The organism is Pseudomonas sp. G11, assembly GCF_029457515.1.
Taxonomy (GTDB): Bacteria; Pseudomonadota; Gammaproteobacteria; order Pseudomonadales; family Pseudomonadaceae; genus Aquipseudomonas; species Aquipseudomonas gorinensis.
In genome coordinates this window covers 5,417,681-5,439,395 of the sequence record NZ_CP120377.1, presented here as the reverse complement: position 1 = coordinate 5,439,395, position 21,715 = coordinate 5,417,681, and the positions used below count along the sequence as shown (strand labels likewise).

The window sequence follows — 21,715 nt, the reverse complement described above, 5'->3', positions numbered from 1 at the left end:
CGATTTGGTTCGAGACGGTTGATTTCGAGACGCTCGTCAGTGATGCCAGTGGCATCAAATCTACTGACGTCCACCGCGTTTGCTACGCAGCTGGCGCAGTTCATCCAGGCACGCTTGGGCGAGGGCAGAGGCGGGTTCGCCCTTTTTCCTAAGTTGGCGCGGGGGAGCGGGTGGCGGTTCTGCAATGGGTAACGATTCAGCCTGACCTGCCCAAGGGCGGAAATCGCCTTTCAGCGCTCGCTGAATAAGACCCATCAGATACGCCGCCGGTTTGCGGACGCTGCCTGCCGCACATCGCGCGCCCGCTTCGTTGAGCACTGCCTGCCGATCCGCTGGCTTAAGCTTGTTCAGCGCCACGGTGACGGCCTGTCGCTCGCTCGGACTGAGGTGCAGCGGATCAGGCCAGTGCAGGTTATCCACCGCTGGGGTCGCGCGCGGTACCGTACTAATACTTTCTTTTAATACAGTACAGGCAGCGTTCGGATTCCGAACGCTGCCGGAAACATTGGCGCTCGGACCCGGTTCGGAATCCGAACCGGGTCCCGCACGATTCCGAACGAGGTGGTCGCCACCCAGTTCGGAATCGTGCAGCGCTTCATCGGGCGCCTTATCCAATCCTTGTTTTGTCCAATGGTCGCCCCAACTGTCGAGCCGGGTGGGGAGCCGACCCAAATCGATATCGGTGTCCTGACGAATTTCTTCCAAAACATGCCGAGCGACAATTCGCACAGCCTTGGTTGCATGATCGAGGGCGTGTCCGACCAGCTCCAGGTAATCCTGATCCAGCTCCATGGCTTCGGCGGGGGTTAACGGTTCATCGTGCAGGATGTACAGAGAACCTTGTAGGCGCCCGCTGAGCTGATCGCGGCCATGACTTACCAAGCTGAGCCAGCGGGTCAGCCGGAGCATCGTCAAAACGCGAGCGATGGTTTCACGAGAGGCTGACGCACCGTAGGGCACGCTCGACAAGTAAGGTTGCAGATCTTCATAGCGCGGCGTGACCACGCCCTGGCCTTGCAGCATGAGTCGAAATACTTGCCAGGCATTCCGTTCCAATGGCGTTAGCCGACTATCCAGCAGCAGTCGACGCGGCACGACTTCGAGAGATTGGCCACTGAACAAAAAGCCCGCCTGCAGGGCCTGGTTGGAAGGATGCTCAGTGGTTGGGCGTGAGGGCCAACGTTCACTTAATTGCTGGGTGCATTGCTGCAGAACACGCTGCCAGCGACTGGAAGGGGCAGTGTTCATGTTCCGTTGCTGTAATGGTCGATCTGCTGCCAAACGATGGTCAAGCTGATCTGTTGCTCCTCTGCCAACATCATCATGGCGTCGAGCTGATCCTCAGCACCGTCCTCAGCCCGTAGTTGGCACCAACGCTGCCAGAGCGCATGTTCCTGCGCTTCGCTCAAGTTCTGAGGACGGCCCTTACGGGTTTCTATCTTGAGCAGACGTCGGCGCAGGGCGGTTTCCGAATGCGCCAAGCCGAAGTGCTGATACATGATGGTACTGCTGGCACCGAGCTTGAGCGCTCGGTTGATCAGGCGCTCGTTCTGTTCGTCGCGTTCGGCCTGGTCGATCAATCGATGCAGCACCGGCGAATCAATCTTGACCTCAACCCAGGGGACGGTGGCATGGGCCAGACGTGACAGTGTGCTGGGCGGTAAGGATTGCAACAGGTAGATGTCGTCTTCACCCAGTCCGAGTGCTTTGCAGCGTTGCAGATTACCCAGGCGCAACTCGTGAAGGACTTGAGTCAGCATGGCCTGGTTGAGCACATTGAAGGACAGGTTCATGGCAGCTCCCTTGGTGAATCGTCTTCAGGAGTAAGCGTCAAGTCGATCAGACGCCGGGCTAAGCGAATGAGGCGATACAGTTTGATTAACAGATAGTCGGGCAGTCGCTCCAGTCCTACGTCCACGGCGGGACGATCGGCCAGCGGGAGTTGATAGACCCCCAATAGCAGTTGCCCGAAAAGGGCTGAGGGCAATTGCTTGCGATCCTCCCAGTTCACTTCGTCTTGTGCACGCAGCAGGGCCAAGAGCAATAGGTGAACGCCGGTCGCGCGGGGCGCTGCAAGATCAAGTTGGTCGATGTTCAGGGCGAAGCCCAAGTCGCGCTGCTGATCGCTGACGCTCTCGGGATACCCGGCATAGGTCGCCAGTTCCCGAGCCAGCCCAGCAATGGCTAAACGCAGCTGCTCGGGGGTATCCAGTGTTGGTGCGATGATCCAGAGGTCGTCGATCATGCAGGTTTCGACGGTCGGTGCTGGTTCGGGGGCAGTGTCGCGTTCAATCTGTTCGCGAATTTGTTGGACACGTGACCGAGGGCTGACTGCTGATGCGACATTCGTTTCGGGCAGCGTGAGCTGCTCCTCTGGCGCTGTTTCGGCCCGGGTTCCGGTTTCAGTTGATGGGGGGCGGGACTCGGAGGAGGGAGGTCCTGCTGCGGCTTCATCAATGCTTGGCAGATGGCTGTTCTCTAAGGAAGTGCTGACAACGCCAGGCCGTTGTGTGGAGCTCAACTCCAAGGCCAACATGCGGTAGGACTGGCCGAGTAGGCGGCTCATGCGTTCGAGCAGTTCATCCTTGATTTGCTCAAGGTGGAAAGATTCGGGATCGGCATCAAATTGCCCCAAGGTGTCGAGCCAAAACTCGGGGAACGAAATGATGTCGGTTGGGTAACGATTCCAGGTTCGTTCAGCCTGGCTACGCAGAGCGATCAAGCGTTCAATTTTGGGTTTACCCAATCCGGCATACAGGGTCTGTGGAATGGCGGGCAGGAGATGTTCGAGGGTGTCGAGCATCCGGCTGATGTGCGACTGTGAAATTGGGTAACCCCCAGCGGCAATACGTCGCGCCAGCTCACGTTGCGAGAGTGTCGCTCCGTCTGATTCGATCATGGTTTTGAGTTTGGCCACCGCCAGAGCCCGTTCGATGAAGGTGAGTTGACCGTGCAGATCGCTTTCGGCCAGATGGCCGAGCAGGGTGGTGACTTCATTGCTCCAAGGCCGAAACAGACAATGAATGCGAAAGAAGCGCTCGTCGCGGGTTTCCTGCCACAGCTCGCCGAGAATTGCCAACCGCGTATTACCGCCGTTGCGGATAATGAAATAGGTCCCACCCGGGCGGCGGGTAATCGGCGGTGGTTGATCCAGCCCGCGTTCACGGATGGAGGCTTTAATATCGTCAAAAAGCGGATTACGGATGAAGCGTGGGTTGTGTTCGTAGGGTCGTAACTGCTCCAGTGTGACCAGCATGGGAGTGTCGACGACCGGATCGGAGAGTCGCTCCAGTTCTGGACCTCGAGGAAAATGGTTCTGGTGCAGTTTGTCGGCGACCTCCTCCTGACTGAGCTTCTTCATTTGAATAGTCTCAGTTAGCGCCGGTTGCGCAAATGGTCACCGACCTCGAATTTGACGATCTTGAGAGTCCGCGCATCTTCGAAGTGACTGGAAAGTTCTGTTAGGAACGATCCCATGGTAGAGCGTCCGCCCTGCAGGTGAAATACCACGGTGCAATACTCTTCGGACGGCGGAGGGGGCAGCCAATCGGATGGCTGAACGACGATGGGTAGTTTATCTAACATCGAAGAGATCCTTGCCAATGCTATTGGCGTCGAGGCCGGTCAAACAATATGGCCGGGCGAGAAACACCCGCTTGGTAATTCGTTTCATTGAGCCTCCTCACACGTGGCTATCGAGGTTGACGGCAACCGTGGGTTTACCTGTTCCACCTTTAGTGGAAGCCACCGACACCTCGCGCGTAACATCAGCGCTGCTGCGCCAAGCGATCGGTGACCCATCGCTCGATCTCCATTGAGTCCCATCCCACAGCACGCAATCCAATGCGCTTGGCTTGTGGGAATTTGCCCTCCTTCATCAAGCTGTAAATGTGCGCGCGCTTGAAGCCGGTTTTTTGCTCCACCTCTTCACGCCGCATAATATGGCGTTCGACTTGTGGTTGATGCTTAGCGATGGGGAAGGACTGGCTGGACATAATGGTCACTCCTGGCGTCGATTGGCGCGTGATAAGACGTGACCTGAATTGAATCGTTGAAACGGGTTGGCGTCATTGCGCTGCAACTACAGCGATTGCAGCGCAATCTGCCCTAGCGCTCCGAGAGGCTGCGTTTGGCAGCAGCAAATTTCTCATCCAGATTTCGCTTGGATATGCCTGGCAGCTTGTCATAATGGGCGGTCAGTGCGTCGACAATGGCGGCTTGGGAACGGAAAACTGAATGAGGTTTTCCTGAGGGAGAGTGACCGAGCAGTAGACTGAGCATCGCTCCGATGATGTGGAGGTAAGTGGCCTCACTTCGGTCGCTTACTTTGCCGTTAATTTTGATGAGATGCTCGATGTTCTCGGCGGTTGCAGAAGCTGAGTGCAACACGGTTATTGATTTGAAGCTGGAGCATGATGCCGCATAGCCATGGCTTCCTGCATCACCTCGCCCATGACTTCGATCGGGCACTTGAAATCGAAGCGTTTACGGGGGCGCATATTCAGCTCCAAGGCGATGGCATTCAATTGCTCTTGACTGTGTACCGACAAGTCAGTCCCCTTGGGCAGGTACTGGCGGATCAGGCCGTTGATGTTTTCGTTGCTACCGCGCTGCCAGGGGCTGTGCGGGTCGCAGAAGTAAATAGCGACCCCTGTCTGCTGGGTGATTTCAGCATGCCGCGCCATCTCCCGGCCCTGGTCGTAGGTCATGCTCTTGCGCATCGCCAGCGGCATGCTGTTGAGCGCTGCACTGAAGCCCTCCATCGCCGAGGTCGCCGTTGCGTCGTTCATCTTCATCAGCATCAGGTAGCCACTGGTGCGCTCCACCAACGTGCCTACCGACGAGGCGTTGGCCTTACCCTTGATCAGGTCGCCCTCCCAATGCCCCGGCATCAGCCGGTCTTCGATCTCTGGCGGGCGAACATGAATGCTGACCATCTCAGGGATCTGGCCGCGCCGATCCACGCCACCAGAGCGCGGCCGGCGCGTCGTCTTGCCTTGGCGCAGGCAGACGATCAGCTCCTTGCGCAACTCGCCGACCGGCAAGGCATAGATCGCGTTATAGATCGTCTCACGACAGACGTAGGCATCTCTGAGGTTGGGTATGGTCATGCTGCGCAGCTTGCCGGCAATCTGCTCGGGAGACAAACGCTTACGCAGCATGTGGGCCACCAGTTCGAAGCGCTCGCTGCCCGGCACAAGCTTGCGCTTGGGGCGACAAACCTGGCGCCGAATGTTCATCTGTTGCTGGGCGCAGCGGGCCGAGTAAGCACCACTACTGCCTCGATTGCGCTTCAGCTCTCGGCTGATGGTCGAGGGCGACCTGTCAATCAGGCGAGCAATGCCGCGCAGGCTGAAGCCTTGAGCTTGACTGAGTTGAATGATGGCGCGCTCTTCGACGCTGAGTTCGGAATAGGACATAGGGGCAGCACCGTACCGGAAAGGTCAGGTGTTGCACTCAGTTTTCGCGGCCGCCCTCCTTTTCCAAACCGACAGCTTCAAGTTCACTCAACAGTTGTTGATAAGCTGTTTCTGTACTCCTCACCTGTAGTTGCAAAGCATCACGATCGGCTTGTAGAGCCAAGTAGGTACCAATGCTGATTGTTCCGTTCTGGTTCAATGGTTGATCGAAAAGGAAAGCTGGCTTTTGTTCAGGGTGAAAGCGAGACATCCAAAGTTTAAGATCAGTGTGGCGGATGGTTACTTGAGTGCACTCGACGCGAGTCCCAATGGCTACCTGTATGCCGAGGCAGCCGTAGGGAAGTTCTCCATGACGAATAGCATCGAAAATTTTCTCAGTGTTTGCGTACAGACATGGCCATTGTGGGAAGGCAGACCTGAGCATGGTAGGTGATCGCCAGGCTACCTCGAGAATCTGCGTCTCGTAGGCCATTAAGTTGCACCAACGTATTGCTGCATCGATGGGGCGATAGAATACCTGTGCCAGTGGGTTACAGCTTTGAGATATGTACACCGAAGGAACCTCCTATTCCTGTAAATCATGGACTCCTAGAATAAATTATACGTCGAATCCATCATTTTTCTTTCGTCCAGCCCCGGTGTCAATAGATTAAAAACTTTATACTATCCCCAGGTACGTACGGTCCGTTCCTGGCCACTATTGTAGTGTTCGGACCATCATGGGGGCATGAGAAAAAAATAGTAAGAATTTCAACTATTGATGTTGGTAACGATTGATGCGTTTGTTACCTGATCATAGCCAGTTGGCTTTCTTGCAGCGTTGAGCTACATACGTTCGATGAATATAGTCTTCGCCCATAGCTCGGTACGCAACGTTCGGTTGTTCTTTTAGCAGATTTGCGGGCATAACCACCCCACTGTAAGTAGCAAAAGTGTTTCGCTAGGCGTTTCCGCGGCGCGAGCCGTTCGGATTCAAATATCGGTTCGTTACGCCGATCAATTGATTCACATGTTTGGGAGAGGGGGCATCGGGGATCTGCGCCTGCTAGTATCGAGGGGAGTTTTTGAAACGAGTGCAGACTAGGGCAGTGTTCACAGGAGCCGCGCCTGCTCCCAACAACTGCCCTCTGCTACGATGTCTTCCTGCAGTGGAGCTCCGAATAAGTTTTCTGGACTGCGGCGGGGGTATGAGTTTCCTGGGGGTGTTTTTTGAAACCAAGGCCAGGCTTATTGCCAGATGCCAGCGACCTCTCGATGGCGCCACTCACCAGGTTTTCTATCAGACTATCGTGCTCTCGTTCCTCCAGCGAATAGTGCGTCAGCCAACCGGGCGCGCTGTTAAGCAGCGTGGCAATGGCATGACCGACGGCTCGGCCCTGTTCACTGAGTCGGGAGCGGACACCGAGCATCATTAGCAGTTGGCGTTCGTACTGTTCGCGAAGTTGTCGGACCCGTTCTTGCTGTTCTTCATTCAAACAACCGCTGTCACGCTCCACCAGGCGAAAATGCCAAGGCATCTCCCGATGTAGATCCTGGTGGGCGCGGATCAATGGCTTGAGCCTGTCGCGTTTTGTCGTAGCCGTTTGCTTGATGCGCGCCAGGGTTGCCAGCAGCTCTTCGTAAAATTCTTCGATCAGGTCGAGCAGCAAGTGTTGTTTGCTGGGGTAGTGGTGATACAGCGAGCCTGGGGACAGCCCCAGGCACGTGGCAAGCTCTCGCATGCCGACCTGACCGAACCCTTTGCTGGCAAAAAGCTCCAGCACCTTGTCCCGATACTCGGCGAAGCGCGAGCAACGCTCAGGCATAGGCATGGAAGCCACGCCCTGTTTTGCGTCCCAGGTAACCGGCGGCAACCATCTCCTTGAGCAGTGGCGCGGGGCGGTATTTGCTGTCGTTGAAACCATCGTAGAACGCTTCAAGGATAGCGAGTAGGGTATCCAGGCCGATCAGGTCCGCCAGCGCCAGCGGGCCGATTGGCTGGTTGCAGCCCAGGCGCATGCCCACGTCGATATCTTCGGCGCTGGCCAAGCCTTCCTGAAGCACCAGGATTGCTTCATTGATCATTGGCACCAGGATCCGGTTGACCACGAAACCCGGACGGTTGGCAGCGGTGATCGCGGTCTTGCCGAGCGTGGATGCCATTTCCAGCGCCAGGGCACGGGTAGCATCGCTGGTTTGCAGACCGCGTATCACTTCGATCAGGCCCATTACCGGCACTGGGTTAAAAAAGTGCAGGCCGATGAAGCGTTCAGGCCGGCTCACACTGGCAGCTAATTGGGTAATGGACAGCGATGAGGTATTGGAGGCGATTACACATTCGGCGCTGACCTGCGCGGCGATTTGTTGTAGCACGCGCAGTTTCAGGTCGAGGTTTTCGGTGGCGGCCTCGATCACCAGTTGCGCGTTTTGCAGGCTGTGGTATTCAGTACTGGTGCGTATCCTGTCGAGAGCCGCGAGCTTTTGCTCATGTGTCAGGGTGTTTTTGGAAACCTGTCGATCAAGGTTTTTATTGACGGTTGCGACTGCCTTTTGCAAGGCACCCTCGGATATGTCAATCAAGGTCACATTGAAACCAGCCAGGGCGCAGACCTGCGCGATGCCATTGCCCATGGTGCCGGCGCCGATGACGCCTATATTCTGAAGAGTCATGCGTATTTCCTTATCAAACCCGTTCGAACAACACGGCGATGCCTTGGCCGCCGCCAATACACATGGTCGCCAGGGCATAACGGCCTTGACAGCGATGCAGTTCGTGAATGGCTTTGGTGGCAATGATCGCGCCAGTGGCGCCCACAGGATGGCCCAGCGAGATGCCCGACCCGTTGGGGTTGACCTTCTGCGGATCGAAGCCCAGTTCTTGCGCTACGGCACAGGCCTGGGCGGCAAAGGCTTCGTTGGCCTCGATTACATCGAGGTCGGCGACGCTCAGGCCGGCACGTTCGAGCACCAGGCGGGTGGCGGGAATCGGTCCCAACCCCATCATCGAAGGTTCAACGCCGGCGTGGGCATAACCTACCAGTCGCGCCAGGGGCTTGAGGCCTTGTTCGTGAACAGTCTGGCCCGTGGCCAGGATCAGTGCGCCGGCACCATCATTGAGGCCAGACGCGTTGCCAGCGGTGACGCTGCCATCCTTCTTGAAGGCCGGCTTCATGCGACTCAATTGCTCGGCGTCGACCTCGGCCCGTACGTGCTCATCCGTCGCAAACGAAACAGGCCCTTTGCGGGTCGCGACTTCGATCGGCACGATTTGCCCGGAAAAACGCCCTTCGGCAATCGCCCGGGCAGCCCGCTGCTGGCTCAGAAGCGCCAGTTCATCCTGGGTCTGACGCGTGATGCCATAGTGCTCGGCGATATTTTCAGCAGTGATACCCATATGGAAACCGGCAAATGGGTCCTGTAATACCCCAAGCATATAGTCGATGGCCAGCACGTTGCCCATTCGTGCCCCCCAGCGCGCCTGCGGCAACAAATACGCCCCCCGGCTCATGGACTCGACGCCACCGGCCAGCGCAGCACCCGCGTCTCCGAGCATCAAGCTTTGCGCGGCACTGACAATGGCCTGGAGACCCGAACCGCAAAGGCGGTTGACGTTGAAGGCGGGGGTTTCTTTCGTCAGGCCGGCATTCATTGCGACAGCCCGAGAGATGTAGGCATCACGTGCCTCGGTCGGGATCACATGTCCCATCACCGCATGGCCGATGTGTTCGGGCGCCAGGCCTGACCGTTCGATAGCGGCGCGGGAAACCTCGGTTGCCAAGTCAATAGGCGGCACGTCCTTGAGCGAGCCGCCAAAGCTGCCAATGGCAGAACGGACGGCGCTCACGACAAAAATATCGGAATGCTTCATGTTGCCTGCGCATTCCACGCCATCCGGCCACCCAGCCCACCAACATCCGGCCACCTATTCCACGCTCATCCGGCCGGGCAGTCGGAGCGCAGCGACGCAGGTTTGCATTGTTAGTCTGAAGTCTCTGTCGCCGTCAATTTCGTTGCGCGCCTGCGCATCGATTCGCCCTTCAGTTCGATCCGATAAGCGTTATGTACCAGCCGGTCGAGGATCGCATCGCCCAAGGTCGGATCGCCGATCAGTGCGTGCCATTTGTCCACCGGCATCTGGCTAGTCACCAGCGTCGAGCGGTTGCCGTAGCGGTCGTCCAGCAGTTCAAGCATGTCGCGCCGCTGAGCAGCGGTAAACGGCGCCAAGCCCCAGTCATCCAGGATCAGCAGGTCGGTCTTGGCGTAGCCGGCCATTAGCTTGGCGAAGCGGCCGTCGCCGTGTGCCAGGCCCAGTTCTTCCATCAAGCGCGGCAGGCGCAGATAGCGCACGCTGTAACCGTCGCGGCAAGCTTTATGAGCCAGCGCGCAGGCGAGCCAGGTTTTGCCTACGCCCGTCGGCCCGCCGATGATCAGGTTCAGGCCATCGCGCAGCCACTGACCGCTACCCAGTTGCAGGATCAGCGCCTTGTCCAGGCCACGAGGGCTGCGGTAATCGATGTCTTCCAGGCAGGCGTTATGGCGCAGTCGTGCGGCTTTGAGGCGAGTCGTCAGGCGGGCGTCTTCGCGCTCGGTCAGCTCGCGGTCGACCATCAGGCCGAGGCGTTCGTCGAAGCTGAGATCGTTGATGTCGGGCGTTGCGTGTTGTTCGCCAAGCGCCTTGATCATGCCGTGCAGGCGTAGGATTTGCAGCTTGTCGAGGGTCGGGTTAGGCAGCATGTTCGTGCTCCTTTTTCAGTCAGTGGTAGTAGCCAGGGCCGCGCAGATTGATATGTTCATCGGGCAGTAACGGCAGGTTTTGCTGGGCAAGAGGTAGCCGTTCCAGGCCTTGGCGCAGGATCGATTCGAGGCTCTTGTAACTGCATGCGCCTAGGGCCAGCGCACGTTGGCAAGCGGCTTCCAGCCGCTCTTCGCCGTGCTGTTTGCTCAAGCGCAGGATGCCCAGGCAGGCGCGGAAGCCATGCTGCGGATGGATTCGGCGTTCGAGGATGTAGGCGATGACACCGGCCGTATTCGGGCCCGTCTGCTCAGCCCAGCGGATCAGCCGCTGGGGCGTCCACTCGGCGTGTTCGCGGTGACTTTTGGGCATGTGCTCGGTGTGGGTAGTGTGGCGGCCTTTGTGCGGCGAGCGCAGATGGCTGGCCACGCGCTGGTTGGCGTGGAAGCACTCGACGGTCTGCGCGGTCAGGCGTACTTCGAGTTGGTGTTTCACCAGTTGGTACGGCACGGAGTAAAAATGGCCGTCGACTTCGACGTGGTAGTCGATGTGGACTCGCACCTTTTTCCATTCGGCGTAGACATATGGATGTTCTGGTAGCGGTTGCAGCGCGGGTTGGTCGATGGTCTCGAAGGCCGAGCGGCGTGAGCCGGGCAGTTTCTTGAAGGGCTTCTGATTGAGGCGATCCAGCAGCAACGCGATGGCTGTGTTGAGTTCGCCCAAGGAGAAGAACTGGCGGTTGCGCAGCACCGCCAGTATCCACCGCTCGACGACCTGTACGCCGACTTCAACCTTGGCTTTGTCCCTGGGTTTACGCGAGCGCGCGGGCAGCACGGCTACGCCGTAATGCTCGGCGAGATCGCGGTAACTGGGGTTGATATCCGGCTCGTAGCGATGCGCCTTGGTCACGCCACTGCGCAGATTGTCGGGCACCAGGATCTGTGCGGTGCCGCCGAAAAAAGCAAAACAGCGGGCGTGCGAGCCCAGCCAGTCGGGCAGTTTCTGCGACCAGGTCGCCTCGGCGAAGGTGTAGCTGGAGGCGCCGAGGACGGCGACGAATATCTGGGCCTGGCGGATCTCTCCGGTTCGCCGGTCGATGATCGGCACGGTCTGACCCGCGTAATCGACGAACAGCTTTTCGCCGGCGCGATGTTCCTGGCGCATGACCACGTCGACCTTGGCGGCCCAGAGCCGGTAGTGCTCGCAGAACCAGCTGTACTGGAAGCCTTGCGGGTGCGCCAGTCGATATTCTTGCCAAAGCAGGGCCAGGGTTACGCCGGGGCGGCGCAACTCTGCGTGGACATGAGTCCAGTCCGGCATCGGACGTTGATCGCTGGGGACGTCGGGTGGTGGCGGAAAAAGACGCTGCTGCAACTGCGCCTCGCTCGCCGCACACGGCCAAGTCAGCCCGCTGGCAGCAAAGCGATTGAGGTACTCACCGATAGTTGCGCGACCCACCTGCAAGCTGACAGCGATCTGGCGAGCAGATAGGCCGACCTCAAACTTGAGACGTAGCACTTCCTTAATTTTACGCATGGATAACCGCTCCACGACGACCTCTCTGCTTCGATAAAAGAGGTCGATGGTAGTGAATTAATCCTGCGTTGCTGCCTGCCTTGTGGGTGGCCGGATGGCCGTGGAATGGGTGGCCGGATCATCGTGGAATCAGTGGCCGGATGTTCATGGAATGGGTGGCCGGATGCCCGTGGAATCCGCAATGTTGCCCTCTAAGCAGGTCTTTTATGTTGGACACGAGTTTAGAATCAGCAGCGCCACTGGCCTATGCCAGAACTGTTCAAGGGTGATGGCGTTTTTTGCCATATTCAGATGTGAGAGAGGCATTCAAATGCGGGAAACGGATTCGGTGGCGGCTTACTTCATGTTCCCCATGATCCATGCGCTGCGTGAGAAACCGCAGCGTCTGCGTTCAATACTGGAACAGGTGGGCATCGATCCGGCATTGCTGGGTCAACCGACAGCACGGGTACCGGCCAAGGCCTTCGCCGCGTTGTGGCTGGTGCAGATTCGTGAGCTGAACGACGAGTTTTTTCAATTGGACGCCCATGGCATGCCGCCGGGCAGTTTTGCCTTGATATGTAGGGCATTGATTCAGGAGCCGACGTTGGAGAAAGCCATGCGTCAGTGCCTGGCCAATTTTGCCCTGTTCCTAGGTGATTATCGCGGCACGCTAACTGTGCGTGGCAAACGTGCGGTGATCAGCTTGCAGAGCGGTTCGCAGGACAGTGAGGTCAGCCGGTTGGGAGAAGAAACGTTCCTGGTGTTGATGATCAGTCTGCTGTGCTGGCTGGGCGGGCGACGCATTCCTATCGATCGGGCAGACTTTCGTCATCAGCGCTTGTCGTTGCGTGATGATGCGTTGCTTTGGGGAGCCAACTTGACCTTTGGTGCCGAGCGCACCGAAATCGAGTTCGCCAGTCATTACCTGCGCTTGCCCGTAGTCCAAGACCTTGCCTCGCTGAAAGTTTTTTTGCGCACCGCACCGCAATGGCTGGTGATCCGCTTTCGCAACCAACATGGGCTGGCGTCGCAGGTTCATCAACGCCTGCGCCACAGCCATTACAGCGAATGGCCGACCTTGCAGGCCTTCGCCCTGGAGCAGCACCTGAGTCCCAGCACGTTTCGCCGGAAGTTAGGACGTGAAGGTTGTTCGTATCAGGAAATCAAAGATGAAGTGCGGCGCGCGCTGGCGTTTGAATGGTTGCGCCAGAGCAAGGCGAACATCAGCGAGATTGCCGAGCAGTTGGGATTTCAGGAGTCGAGTGCGTTTCATCGGGCGTTCAAGAAGTGGACGGGGGAGAGTCCGGGGCGATATCGGGCGCGGTTTCGGGTTCGTTCTGAATGAGCCATGCGCCTTGGCCGGCATGTGAGGTGATGAGGCGTCGATGCGCGTGCGCGCTCGCTGGAACCGGTCATTGATGGGGGGCAAATAGTTATTTTTATTCTGAAAGAAGAATTAAATACTGTATAAAGAATTAGGCGGGAGAGTTGCCTGCCCAGTCATGTCCCTATAAAAACAAAAACGGTACCCATCATGTCACTTCTCAAAGGCCTTTCTATCGGCGGCAAACTCCTCGTGTTGCCCGGGTTATTCATGCTCGCTCTCCTGGTTGTCTCCGGTCTGGCCTACCGGGGGCTTGCCAAGCAGCAAGCGGTGATTGAGGAAATAGACCAGTTGCGCTTTCAGCAGTATCGCCAGGTATTGGAAACCTCGGCCGCCTCGCAGGCGGCGATGGTCGGCGCTTATGCGGCAGGCGCGCGAATTCTCGAATCCAACGGGCAAGCTTCTGCTGAAGACCTTGAGTCCTATCTGGAAGACATGCAGGCCAGTGTCGACGATATGCGCGTGGGGCTGGACAAGGTAGCCCGTGAGACGCGCCTGGGTGACGAGGAGAAAGCCCTCTACCAGGCCGTGCAGGAACAGGCCGCGGTCGTTGGCGAGGGCCTTGCCGATTTCAAGCGCACCGCCCTGAGCGATCAGATACAGGCTGCTTCGCTGCTCGGAAGGGCGCGCGCCGATAACAATGGGCTACAAGGCCAATTCAGCCGCCTTCTGGGGCTGCAGGCGGAGCTGACCTCTGGCGCCTTTGCCGAGGCCGGTGCCACGCAACGACAGGTATCGCAGATGCTGGTCGTGGTATTGCTGGTCGCCAGCATACTGGCTGTGGTGGTCAGTCTGTTATTGCGTTCACAGATCATCCGGCCCATCCGGGAAATCGAGCAGGCGTCGATCGACTTGCGCGACGGCGACCTGACCCGACGTGTGCGGGTCATGGGGCGAGATGAGGTTGCCCATACCGCCCAGGCATTCAACGAGCTCATTGATAGCTTCCAGCAGGCCATGCGCAAGGTAGCCGGCGTTGCGGCATCGGTTGGCGCGTCGGCGGAGGAACTTGTGGAAACCTCTGCTCGGGTGGCCGAAAGCTCTACCGCACAGGCCGGTGCGGTGGGTGCGGTTTCGATGACCATCGAGCAGATGAGCGACGGGATTGCAGCAATCTCCCGTCATGCAGAGAGCCTGCGCAGTTGTGCCGAAGCCAGTTTGCGTGGTGCGCAAGATGGACACCTGGCACTGGCACGACTGCTTCAGAAGATCGACAGCGTGCGCCTTGCGTTCTCAGCGATCCGCGGCTCGGTGGGCGACTTCGTCGAGAGCACGACGGCGATCACTACGAGCATCGCTCAGGTCAAGGATCTTTCCGCACAGACCAGTATGTTGGCCCTCAATGCGGCGATCGAGGCGGCGCGGGCAGGAGAGAGCGGACGCGGTTTCAGTGTGGTGGCCGACGAGGTGCGCAACTTGGCACAACGCTCTGCGACGGCCGCTAATTCGATCAACGAACTGACCGTGAAGCTGGAGAGTCAGTCTGAGGTTGTCGACGAAGCCCTGCGCGCCGGCACGGTGGCGTTGGATGATAGCGGCCGATTGTTGACTGAGTTGGAAAGTACGCTACAACAGGCAGCGGAACTGGTCGGTGATTCCACGCGCGGGGTGGACCAGATTGCGGACGCGGCGAGTGTGCAGAGCGAGGGTGGGCGGGGCATCACTGCGAACGTCGAGCACATCGCGCGCATGGCCGGCGAGGGCGATGCGATCACTCATCAAGTCTCCGGAGCCGTGGTTTCTTTGCGGGAGCTGTCCGATGAGCTGAATCTGGCGGTAGGACGTTTTCGCTTTGAAATATGACCGACCGATCCAGGGCGCCTACGGATGGGTGCTTGGTGGATTCCCGTTGCACCTAGCCTGCTGTGGCTTCGTCCGGGGGCAGGCTGCAAGCCGTCAGCAAATGTTCACGCATACGCTCTAGGTACTGCTGCAATTGGTCATACTCCTGAGGGGAGAAGTCTGCCATGGCCTCCAGTCGCGTCTGCTCGCCAATGGAGCGCATGAACTGCAGCAGCGGGTGGGCACTCGGGGTTAGGAACAACAAGAAAAAACGACGGTCAGTGGGGTGGTTGCGACGCTCAATCAAACCGCGCGCCTGCATTTTGTCCAGCAGGCGTACCAGAGTGACAGGCTCGACTTCCAGCAGATCGGCCAGACCTTTTTGGTAAATGCCCTCATGCATGGACAGTTTGGATAGAACTTGCCATTGAGCGCGCGTTAGGCCGGCTGCACGAGTCAATCGCTCGAAACGTTTTCGCATCAAACGGGCAACGTCATGGAGAACTAAGCTGAGGGTAGATTCAGTTGTCATTAGGCACCTCAAGTCAATGTTTGAACTGAATGCCGCCATGCCTGGGCGAATCAGGTGCATCGCCTAGCGGCTGCGGATCAACTGCAAGAACTCCTGGCGCGTGTTGTACGACTCGCGAAAAGTACCGAGCATTACCGAAGTGCTCATTACAGAGTTCTGCTTTTCAACGCCGCGCATCATCATGCACATGTGTTTCGCCTCGATTACCACCGCCACGCCGGCGGCACGGGTGATCTGGGCAATAGCTTCGGCAATTTGACGGGTGAGGTTTTCCTGAATTTGCAGGCGGCGGGCAAACATATCGACAATACGCGCCACCTTTGACAGACCAAGCACTTTGCCCGTCGGCATGTAAGCAACATGCGCCTTACCAATAAACGGCAGCATGTGATGTTCACACAGCGAGTAAAGTTCGATATTCCGGACGATGACCATCTCATCGTTGTCCGACTCGAACAGTGCACCGTTGACGATCTCTTCGAGCGTTTGCCGATAGCCATGGCAGAGGTAATGCATGGCCTTGGCCGCGCGTTCTGGCGTATTCAGCAAGCCTTCTCGCTGCGGATCCTCGCCCACGCCTTGGAGTATTTCCCGGTAGTTTTTCGCCAGCTTTTCGTCCATTAGTCGACCTTGTTGTCAGGTTGAAAAAGAAGAGAACGTCATACCCTGCCACGTGGCAAAAAAACGTACACCCCGACGCCGCAGCGCCGGGGTGTCGAACTTAAAGTTGGGTGACGGTGATTTTTCCTGTGGTTCGACTGGCATCGTGAAACGCTGCCCCCGTGCCGTTGCGCCACTGCTCAAGCAAAAGTGCCTGGCGCTCTCGGGCGTGGGCGAGGAAGCGTTCTTTAACCGGACCATAACCGCGGACGCTGTCTGGCAACTGCGCCAGATCCTGAGCCAGGCCCAGCTTGTCCGCAGTCAAATCACTCAACACTTCGTCGAGGATGCTTTCATAGTTGGCCAGCCAGTTACGTTCCACCTTGCGCTCGTGGGTGCGACCGAATGGATCGAGCCAGGTGTTGCGCAGGAACCTGAGCTTGGCCAGCAGCTTGAAGCCTTGCAGCATCCACGGGCCGAAGCTGCGCTTTTTCGGCTCACGACCGGTACCGTTATCATTGAGCAGCGGTGGCGCCAGGTGGAAGCGCAGGCGGTAGTCGCCCTCGAAGCCCGCCTGGATTTTTTCCAGGAATTGACCATCGGTAAACAGACGTGCCACTTCGTATTCATCCTTGATCGCCAGCACTTTGAAGTAGTAACGGGCGACGCTTGCCGACAGCTTGCCCGGCTGCCCGAGCAGTGCCGTTTCCGCTGCCATGACTTGCTCGACCCGTTGTCGGTAACGTTGGGCATACGCCTTGTTCTGGTACGCCGTGAGAAATGCCACGCGGCGTTCCAGCGTTTCCTCCAGGCTTTGCGACAGCCGGCGATCTGCGTTCTGCACGTTGCCGGCTTCCAGCTTGCGCAAGACCCGTGGCAAATCTTCGGCACTGCGCCGGCCCCATGCAAAGGCTGAAAGGTTGAAGGGGACCGCAGTGCCATTCAATTCGATGGCCTGTAGCAGCGCCGCTTCGCCCACGGGCAACCAGCCTTTCTGGTAGGCATAGCCGAGCATGAAGGTATTGGTGGCAATCGAATCGCCCATCAATGCCGTGGCGATTTTGCTCGCGTCGACGAAGTCGGCCTGGGCCTGGCCAACCGCTTCGGCGATTTGTGCCGACATGCTTTGGGTCTGGAATGTCGGGTCCGGGTGTTTCTGCAAATCGCCGCTTTCGGCCTGTTGGGCAAAGGTGCGCACAAAGGCGCTGGTAATACTTTCTTCACTGTTGATCAACGCATGGGTAACGCCCTGGCGCAGCTTGGACAGGGTTTCGGTGTTGGCGCTGACCACCAGGTCGCAGCCCAGCAGCAGCGCTGCTTCACCTTCGGCAATCCGGGGCGCGAACAACTGATCCTGATGCGCGGCGATGCGGATATGCGACCACACCGCGCCGCCTTTTTGCGCCATGCCCGCCATGTCCAGGTTGAGTGTGCCTTTACCTTCGATAAACGCTGCCATTCCCAGCAGTGCGCCGATGGTCACCACGCCGGTGCCTCCTACGCCGGTCACCAGAATGCTGTAGGGCTCATCCAGGGTAACGGTCGCAGGGGTTGGCAGTTCCCAGACGTCATCCGCCGTAGCCGCCAGCGCCTTGGGTTTGCGCAAAGCGCCACCTTCGACCGTGACGAAACTCGGGCAGAAGCCGTTGAGGCAGGTGAAGTCTTTGTTGCACGAGGACTGGTCGATTTCCCGCTTGTGGCCGTACTCGGTTTCCACTGTCACCACCGACATGCAGTTGGATTTGCTGCTGCAATCACCGCAGCCTTCACACACCGCTTCGTTGATCACTACCCGGCGGGCCGGATCGGGGAACTTGCCGCGCTTGCGACGCCGACGTTTTTCCGCGGCGCAGGTCTGGTCATAAATGATTGCAGACACACCCTGGAATTGACGCAGCTGTTCCTGCACCTCGTCCATCTTGTCGCGACGCAGCACCGGCACGCCATCAGCCAGATCATGGATATGCTGGTATTTCTCGACATCGTCGCTGACCACCACCACGCGCTGTACGCCTTCGGCGGCGAGCTGTCGGCTGATCTGCGCCACGCTGAGGCTGCCGTCCACCGGTTGCCCACCGGTCATGGCTACGGCATCGTTGTAGAGAATCTTGTAGGTGATCTGCACATTTGCCGCGACGGCAGCCCGGATCGCGAGAATGCCGGAGTGGAAATAGGTACCGTCACCCAGATTGGCGAAAACATGTTGGGTGGTGGTGAAGGGCGCCTGGCCGATCCACGCCACGCCTTCGCCACCCATCTGGCTGAAAGTCTGGGTCTGGGGGTAGATCCACGCGGCCATGTAATGGCAACCGATGCCGGCCAGTGCCCGGCTGCCCTGGGGCACTTTGGTCGAGGTGTTGTGCGGGCAACCGGAGCAGTAATGGGGGACGCGGTCCATCAGGTTGCTGAACTGGCCTTTGCTGGCCAGCTGCGCATCCAGCACGGCCAGGCGCACTTGCAGCGGGCCACTTTGATGTACCCGCAACATACGCTTGGCCAGCGCACGGGCGATCATCGCCGGGGTCAGGTCGTTGATGGCGGGCAGCAACCAATCGGTGTGCGGCAGGCTCCATTCACCTTTGTCGTCAAACTTGCCGACGATGCGCGGGCGGACATCTTCGCGCCAGTTGTAGAGTTCTTCCTTCAACTGGTATTCGATCATGTGGCGTTTTTCTTCGACCACCACGATTTCTTCCAGGCCCTCGGCGAACTGCCGCACGCCTTCAGCCTCCAGCGGCCAGACCATGCCGACCTTGTACACGCGCAAGCCGATCTGCTGCGCCAGGGCTTCATCGATACCGAGGATTTTCAGTGCCTGGCACACGTCGAGGTAGGATTTGCCGGACGTGATGATACCGATCCGCGCCTTCGGCGAGTCCATCACGATCCGGTCGAGGCGATTGGCGCGGGCGTAGGCGAGGGCGGCATACAGCTTGTGTTCCAGCAGGCGTTGTTCCTGCGCCAGGGGCGGGTCTGGCCAGCGAATATTCAAGCCGCCTTCGGGCAGCGGGATATCGGGAATGATCGGCTGCACGCGATGAATGTCGATATCGACAATGGCCGCGCTCTCCACGGTATCGGCCACTGCCTTGAGCGCAACCCAGCACCCGGAATAACGTGACATGGCCCAGCCGTGCATGCCGTAGTCGAGGTATTCCTGCACGCCCGATGGTGCCAGTACCGGCATCATGACTGCTTTGAAGATGTGCTCGGTCTGGTGAGGCAGCGAGGAGGAACGCGCGCCATGGTCATCACCGGCAATGGCCAGTACACCGCCGAACGGCGAGGTGCCGGCGGCGTTGGCGTGACGGAACACATCGCCGCAGCGGTCGACGCCCGGACCCTTGCCGTACCACATGCCAAACACGCCATCGTAGGTGGCGCCTTCGAAGAGGTTGACCTGCTGCGTACCCCAGATCGAGGTGGCGGCGAGGTCTTCGTTCATGCCTGGATGGAACACTGTGTGGTGCGCCTTGAGATAGTCGCGCGCCTTCCACAATGCCTGGTCGAAACCACCCAGCGGCGAGCCCCGATACCCGGAAATAAACCCGGCGGTGTTCAGGCCATTGGCCAGGTCGCGTTGGCGCTGCATCAGCGGCAGGCGCACCAGCGCCTGAATCCCGCTGAGCAAAACGTTTCCACTGTGCTGGACGTATTTGTCATCCAGGGACGGGGGCGCACTCATGTTCATCCTCCAGGCTTTATTGTCATGGCGGCGCCAGGAGAGCGGCGTTGCCTAGTTATTGGCCGGAGTCTAGGGAGTGCTTCTGTCATCGTAAAATCACAAAAACGACGGGTCGGTATTGGTTATTCAAATACCGCTCAGTCGTCCAGCGGTCCTTGCTGACACAGCTTGCGTGTTGCACGCCCTCCGTGGGCCTGAGCATTTGATCAATACCAAAATGCATTTGAGCAATGCTCCCAACCGTTGTGCCCGAACCTCCCCCTCCCGTCTACTTCAGGCCATACCGAATGCCGTCGGGCCGGCGCTTATCGCGCGGCCCAAACGGCCCAAGGCCTCGGCTGCCAATAACAACAAGAATGTAGGGGGAGTGTTGATGATCGATGCAAAGTTAAAGCCGTTAAGCCTGGCCGTCTGGTTCAGCGTGACCGGGTGTGCCTTCATCGTCAGCCCTGGTCAGGCTGCCGAGTTTGATACCGGCAATCCCGACCTGACCGCGCGCTGGGACAACACCGTACGTTACAACCTCGGGATACGGGCCGAGGGACGCGACTCCGCGTTGGCCAACAATGCCAGCTACGACGAGTCCGATTCCAAGTTCGATCGAGGCGATGTGGTGACCAATCGCATCGATTGGATGAGTGAAATGGAGGTGGCTTACAAGCAGTACAACGGCTTTCGCATCAGCGGCGCCGCCTGGTACGACCAGGCATATGCGGACACCGATGTCGAAACCAGCCCTGGCAATGTCTACTACCCCGGCGCGTTTCCCGGTACCAGCACGTCGAGCTACACCAACGGCCATTACTCGGGCTTTACCAAGCGCTACCACCGCGGCCCCAGCGGTGAGTTGCTGGACGCCTTCGCCTTTACCCGCTTCGAACTCGGTGACATTCCGGTCAGCGTACGTGCCGGTCGACACACCGTGTACTGGGGCAATGGCCTGCTGATTGCCGGGCATGCGGTCTCCTATTCGCAAGCACCGCTGGATGGGCGCAAGGCCGTGAGCAACCCCGGTACCGAGACTCGCGAAATTTTCCTGCCATTGACGCAGCTTTCCACCCAGGCACAGGTCACCGACAAGTTATCGGTGGCGGCGCAGTATTTCTTCGAATGGGACACCACTCGGGCACCGGAAGGCGGCACTTATCTGGCGTCTGCCGACGTCGCCCTGGAGGGGCCGGACCGCTTGCCGCTGTTCAGTGGTGTATCACGGCCGTTGATCGATCCGGTCAAGCCCAAGGACCGGGGCAACTGGGGGGTGATGGGCACTTACAGCTTCGACTTCCTGCACTCGGAGGTCAGCCTGTTCTATCGCCAGTTCGACGATTACAACCCGTGGGGCCTGCAGGTGGCGCCCACCTTCGCCCGGTATGTGTACGCCGAGAACGTCAAGCTCTATGGCCTGGGTTATTCCGCTGGCCCGGTACTGGGTGGTGGCTCCCTGGGAGTAGACCTGTCGTATCGCCAGAACACCTCGCTGGTCTCCAGCAATATCAGCACCGTCGACAACCAAGGTGCCCGGGGTGATACGTGGCACATGGTGGTCAACGGCTTGTGGTTGCTGCCGCGCACCGATTATTTCGACACCGGCAGCCTGATTGCCGAAATGGCTTTCAGCCATGTGGCACGGGTGACCCAGCATGAAGAACTGTTCAAGGGCGAAGGCTATGGCGGCTGCCCGGCGGGCCAGGACAAGCACTACGGCTGCGCCACCAAGAACTATGTCGGCCTCGCCGTCAGCTTTGCGCCGCAATGGCTTGGGGTGTTCCCCGGCTGGAATATTTCCACGCCCATGAGTGTGGATTACGGCGTCAACGGCAATGCCGCAACGGGCGGTGGCAACGAAGGGAAATACACCTGGAAGGCTGGCATCAAGGGCACTTACGACGAGCGCGTTGACGTGACCCTGTCGTACATCGGCTACGGCAGTGAGCGCCACTACGCGGACGTCGCCGGTGTCGGCAAAACGGTGGTTGGCGGTTCCGGCGATGTTGGTCTGACCGACCGTAACTGGGTGTCCTTGACCCTCAGCACCGCGTTCTGAACAGCCTCTGAATGCAATGCAGTGATCGCCGGGTTCGGT

Annotated in this window: 18 protein-coding genes; 3 read left to right on the top strand and 15 right to left on the bottom strand. The window is 58.7% G+C overall.

The features are described 5' to 3' along the window. Positions 1 to 60: 60 nt before the first annotated feature. From P2T68_RS24825 to istA, 12 genes are all read right to left on the bottom strand, one after another. Positions 61 to 1,248: an STY4528 family pathogenicity island replication protein gene (locus P2T68_RS24825; protein ID WP_126587194.1), complete on the bottom strand. Its 1,188-nt coding sequence runs from the start codon at positions 1,246 to 1,248 to the stop codon at positions 61 to 63. Beyond that, the gene (locus P2T68_RS24820; protein WP_126587195.1) at positions 1,245 to 1,793 is read right to left on the bottom strand and encodes a DUF2857 domain-containing protein; all 549 of its coding nucleotides are present in this window, start codon (positions 1,791 to 1,793) and stop codon (positions 1,245 to 1,247) included. The genes P2T68_RS24825 and P2T68_RS24820 overlap by 4 nt, the downstream gene beginning before the upstream one ends. Further along, entirely contained in the window at positions 1,790 to 3,361 is a 1,572-nt protein-coding gene (locus P2T68_RS24815; RefSeq protein ID WP_126587196.1) for a ParB family protein, read from the bottom strand. The genes P2T68_RS24820 and P2T68_RS24815 overlap by 4 nt, the downstream gene beginning before the upstream one ends. A 14-nt stretch (positions 3,362 to 3,375) precedes the next feature. After that, positions 3,376 to 3,585: a hypothetical protein gene (locus P2T68_RS24810; RefSeq protein ID WP_034113398.1), complete on the bottom strand. Its 210-nt coding sequence runs from the start codon at positions 3,583 to 3,585 to the stop codon at positions 3,376 to 3,378. 182 nt (positions 3,586 to 3,767) lie between these two features. Further along, on the bottom strand, positions 3,768 to 3,995 hold the full coding sequence (locus P2T68_RS24805) for an AlpA family transcriptional regulator (protein ID WP_034113396.1): 228 nt from the start codon (positions 3,993 to 3,995) through the stop codon (positions 3,768 to 3,770). 396 nt (positions 3,996 to 4,391) lie between these two features. Next, on the bottom strand, positions 4,392 to 5,420 hold the full coding sequence (locus tag P2T68_RS24800; protein WP_019818564.1) for an IS30 family transposase: 1,029 nt from the start codon (positions 5,418 to 5,420) through the stop codon (positions 4,392 to 4,394). Between the two features lie 37 nt (positions 5,421 to 5,457). Beyond that, positions 5,458 to 5,892, bottom strand: coding sequence for a hypothetical protein (locus P2T68_RS24795; RefSeq protein ID WP_277378429.1), 435 nt, complete (start codon positions 5,890 to 5,892; stop codon positions 5,458 to 5,460). Between the two features lie 658 nt (positions 5,893 to 6,550). Beyond that, a complete protein-coding gene (locus P2T68_RS24790; protein ID WP_080569988.1) occupies positions 6,551 to 7,231 on the bottom strand; it encodes a TetR/AcrR family transcriptional regulator in 681 nt (226 codons plus the stop codon). Next, positions 7,218 to 8,069, bottom strand: a complete 852-nt coding sequence (locus tag P2T68_RS24785) for a 3-hydroxybutyryl-CoA dehydrogenase (protein WP_014338772.1) — start codon at positions 8,067 to 8,069, stop codon at positions 7,218 to 7,220. Before P2T68_RS24785 ends, P2T68_RS24790 begins: the two co-directional genes overlap by 14 nt. Positions 8,070 to 8,082: 13 nt before the next feature. Then, positions 8,083 to 9,267 (bottom strand): acetyl-CoA C-acyltransferase family protein, encoded by a 1,185-nt coding sequence (locus P2T68_RS24780; protein WP_014338773.1) that lies wholly within the window; start codon positions 9,265 to 9,267, stop codon positions 8,083 to 8,085. A gap of 110 nt (positions 9,268 to 9,377) precedes the next feature. After that, positions 9,378 to 10,133: an IS21-like element ISPsy14 family helper ATPase IstB gene (gene istB / locus P2T68_RS24775; RefSeq protein ID WP_057711072.1), complete on the bottom strand. Its 756-nt coding sequence runs from the start codon at positions 10,131 to 10,133 to the stop codon at positions 9,378 to 9,380. Positions 10,134 to 10,152: 19 nt separating this feature from the next. Beyond that, complete coding sequence (gene istA / locus P2T68_RS24770) at positions 10,153 to 11,667, bottom strand: IS21 family transposase (RefSeq protein WP_102617438.1); 1,515 nt, start codon at positions 11,665 to 11,667, stop codon at positions 10,153 to 10,155. A 310-nt stretch (positions 11,668 to 11,977) separates the two neighbouring features. On the opposite strand from istA, the gene P2T68_RS24765 reads away from it, so the two are divergent. Next, positions 11,978 to 12,994, top strand: coding sequence for an AraC family transcriptional regulator (locus P2T68_RS24765; RefSeq protein ID WP_014338774.1), 1,017 nt, complete (start codon positions 11,978 to 11,980; stop codon positions 12,992 to 12,994). A 189-nt stretch (positions 12,995 to 13,183) separates the two neighbouring features. Continuing rightward, positions 13,184 to 14,836, top strand: a complete 1,653-nt coding sequence (locus P2T68_RS24760; protein ID WP_014338775.1) for a methyl-accepting chemotaxis protein — start codon at positions 13,184 to 13,186, stop codon at positions 14,834 to 14,836. Between the two features lie 52 nt (positions 14,837 to 14,888). Here the strand turns inward: P2T68_RS24760 and P2T68_RS24755 are convergent, their stop codons facing one another. The 3 genes from P2T68_RS24755 to P2T68_RS24745 all read right to left on the bottom strand — a co-directional run bounded on the left by P2T68_RS24755 (position 14,889) and on the right by P2T68_RS24745 (position 19,632). Further along, the gene (locus tag P2T68_RS24755; RefSeq protein ID WP_034114523.1) at positions 14,889 to 15,347 is read right to left on the bottom strand and encodes a MarR family transcriptional regulator; all 459 of its coding nucleotides are present in this window, start codon (positions 15,345 to 15,347) and stop codon (positions 14,889 to 14,891) included. Positions 15,348 to 15,410: 63 nt separating this feature from the next. Continuing rightward, positions 15,411 to 15,968, bottom strand: coding sequence for a GTP cyclohydrolase I FolE (gene folE, locus P2T68_RS24750; protein ID WP_014338777.1), 558 nt, complete (start codon positions 15,966 to 15,968; stop codon positions 15,411 to 15,413). Positions 15,969 to 16,068: 100 nt separating this feature from the next. Continuing rightward, on the bottom strand, positions 16,069 to 19,632 hold the full coding sequence (locus P2T68_RS24745; protein ID WP_014338778.1) for an indolepyruvate ferredoxin oxidoreductase family protein: 3,564 nt from the start codon (positions 19,630 to 19,632) through the stop codon (positions 16,069 to 16,071). Positions 19,633 to 20,005: 373 nt separating this feature from the next. On the opposite strand from P2T68_RS24745, the gene P2T68_RS24740 reads away from it, so the two are divergent. After that, positions 20,006 to 21,676 carry a DUF1302 family protein gene (locus P2T68_RS24740; protein WP_014338779.1) on the top strand — a complete coding sequence of 557 codons (1,671 nt, stop codon included), beginning with the start codon at positions 20,006 to 20,008 and terminating at the stop codon, positions 21,674 to 21,676. The last annotated feature ends 39 nt before the right edge of the window (positions 21,677 to 21,715 follow it).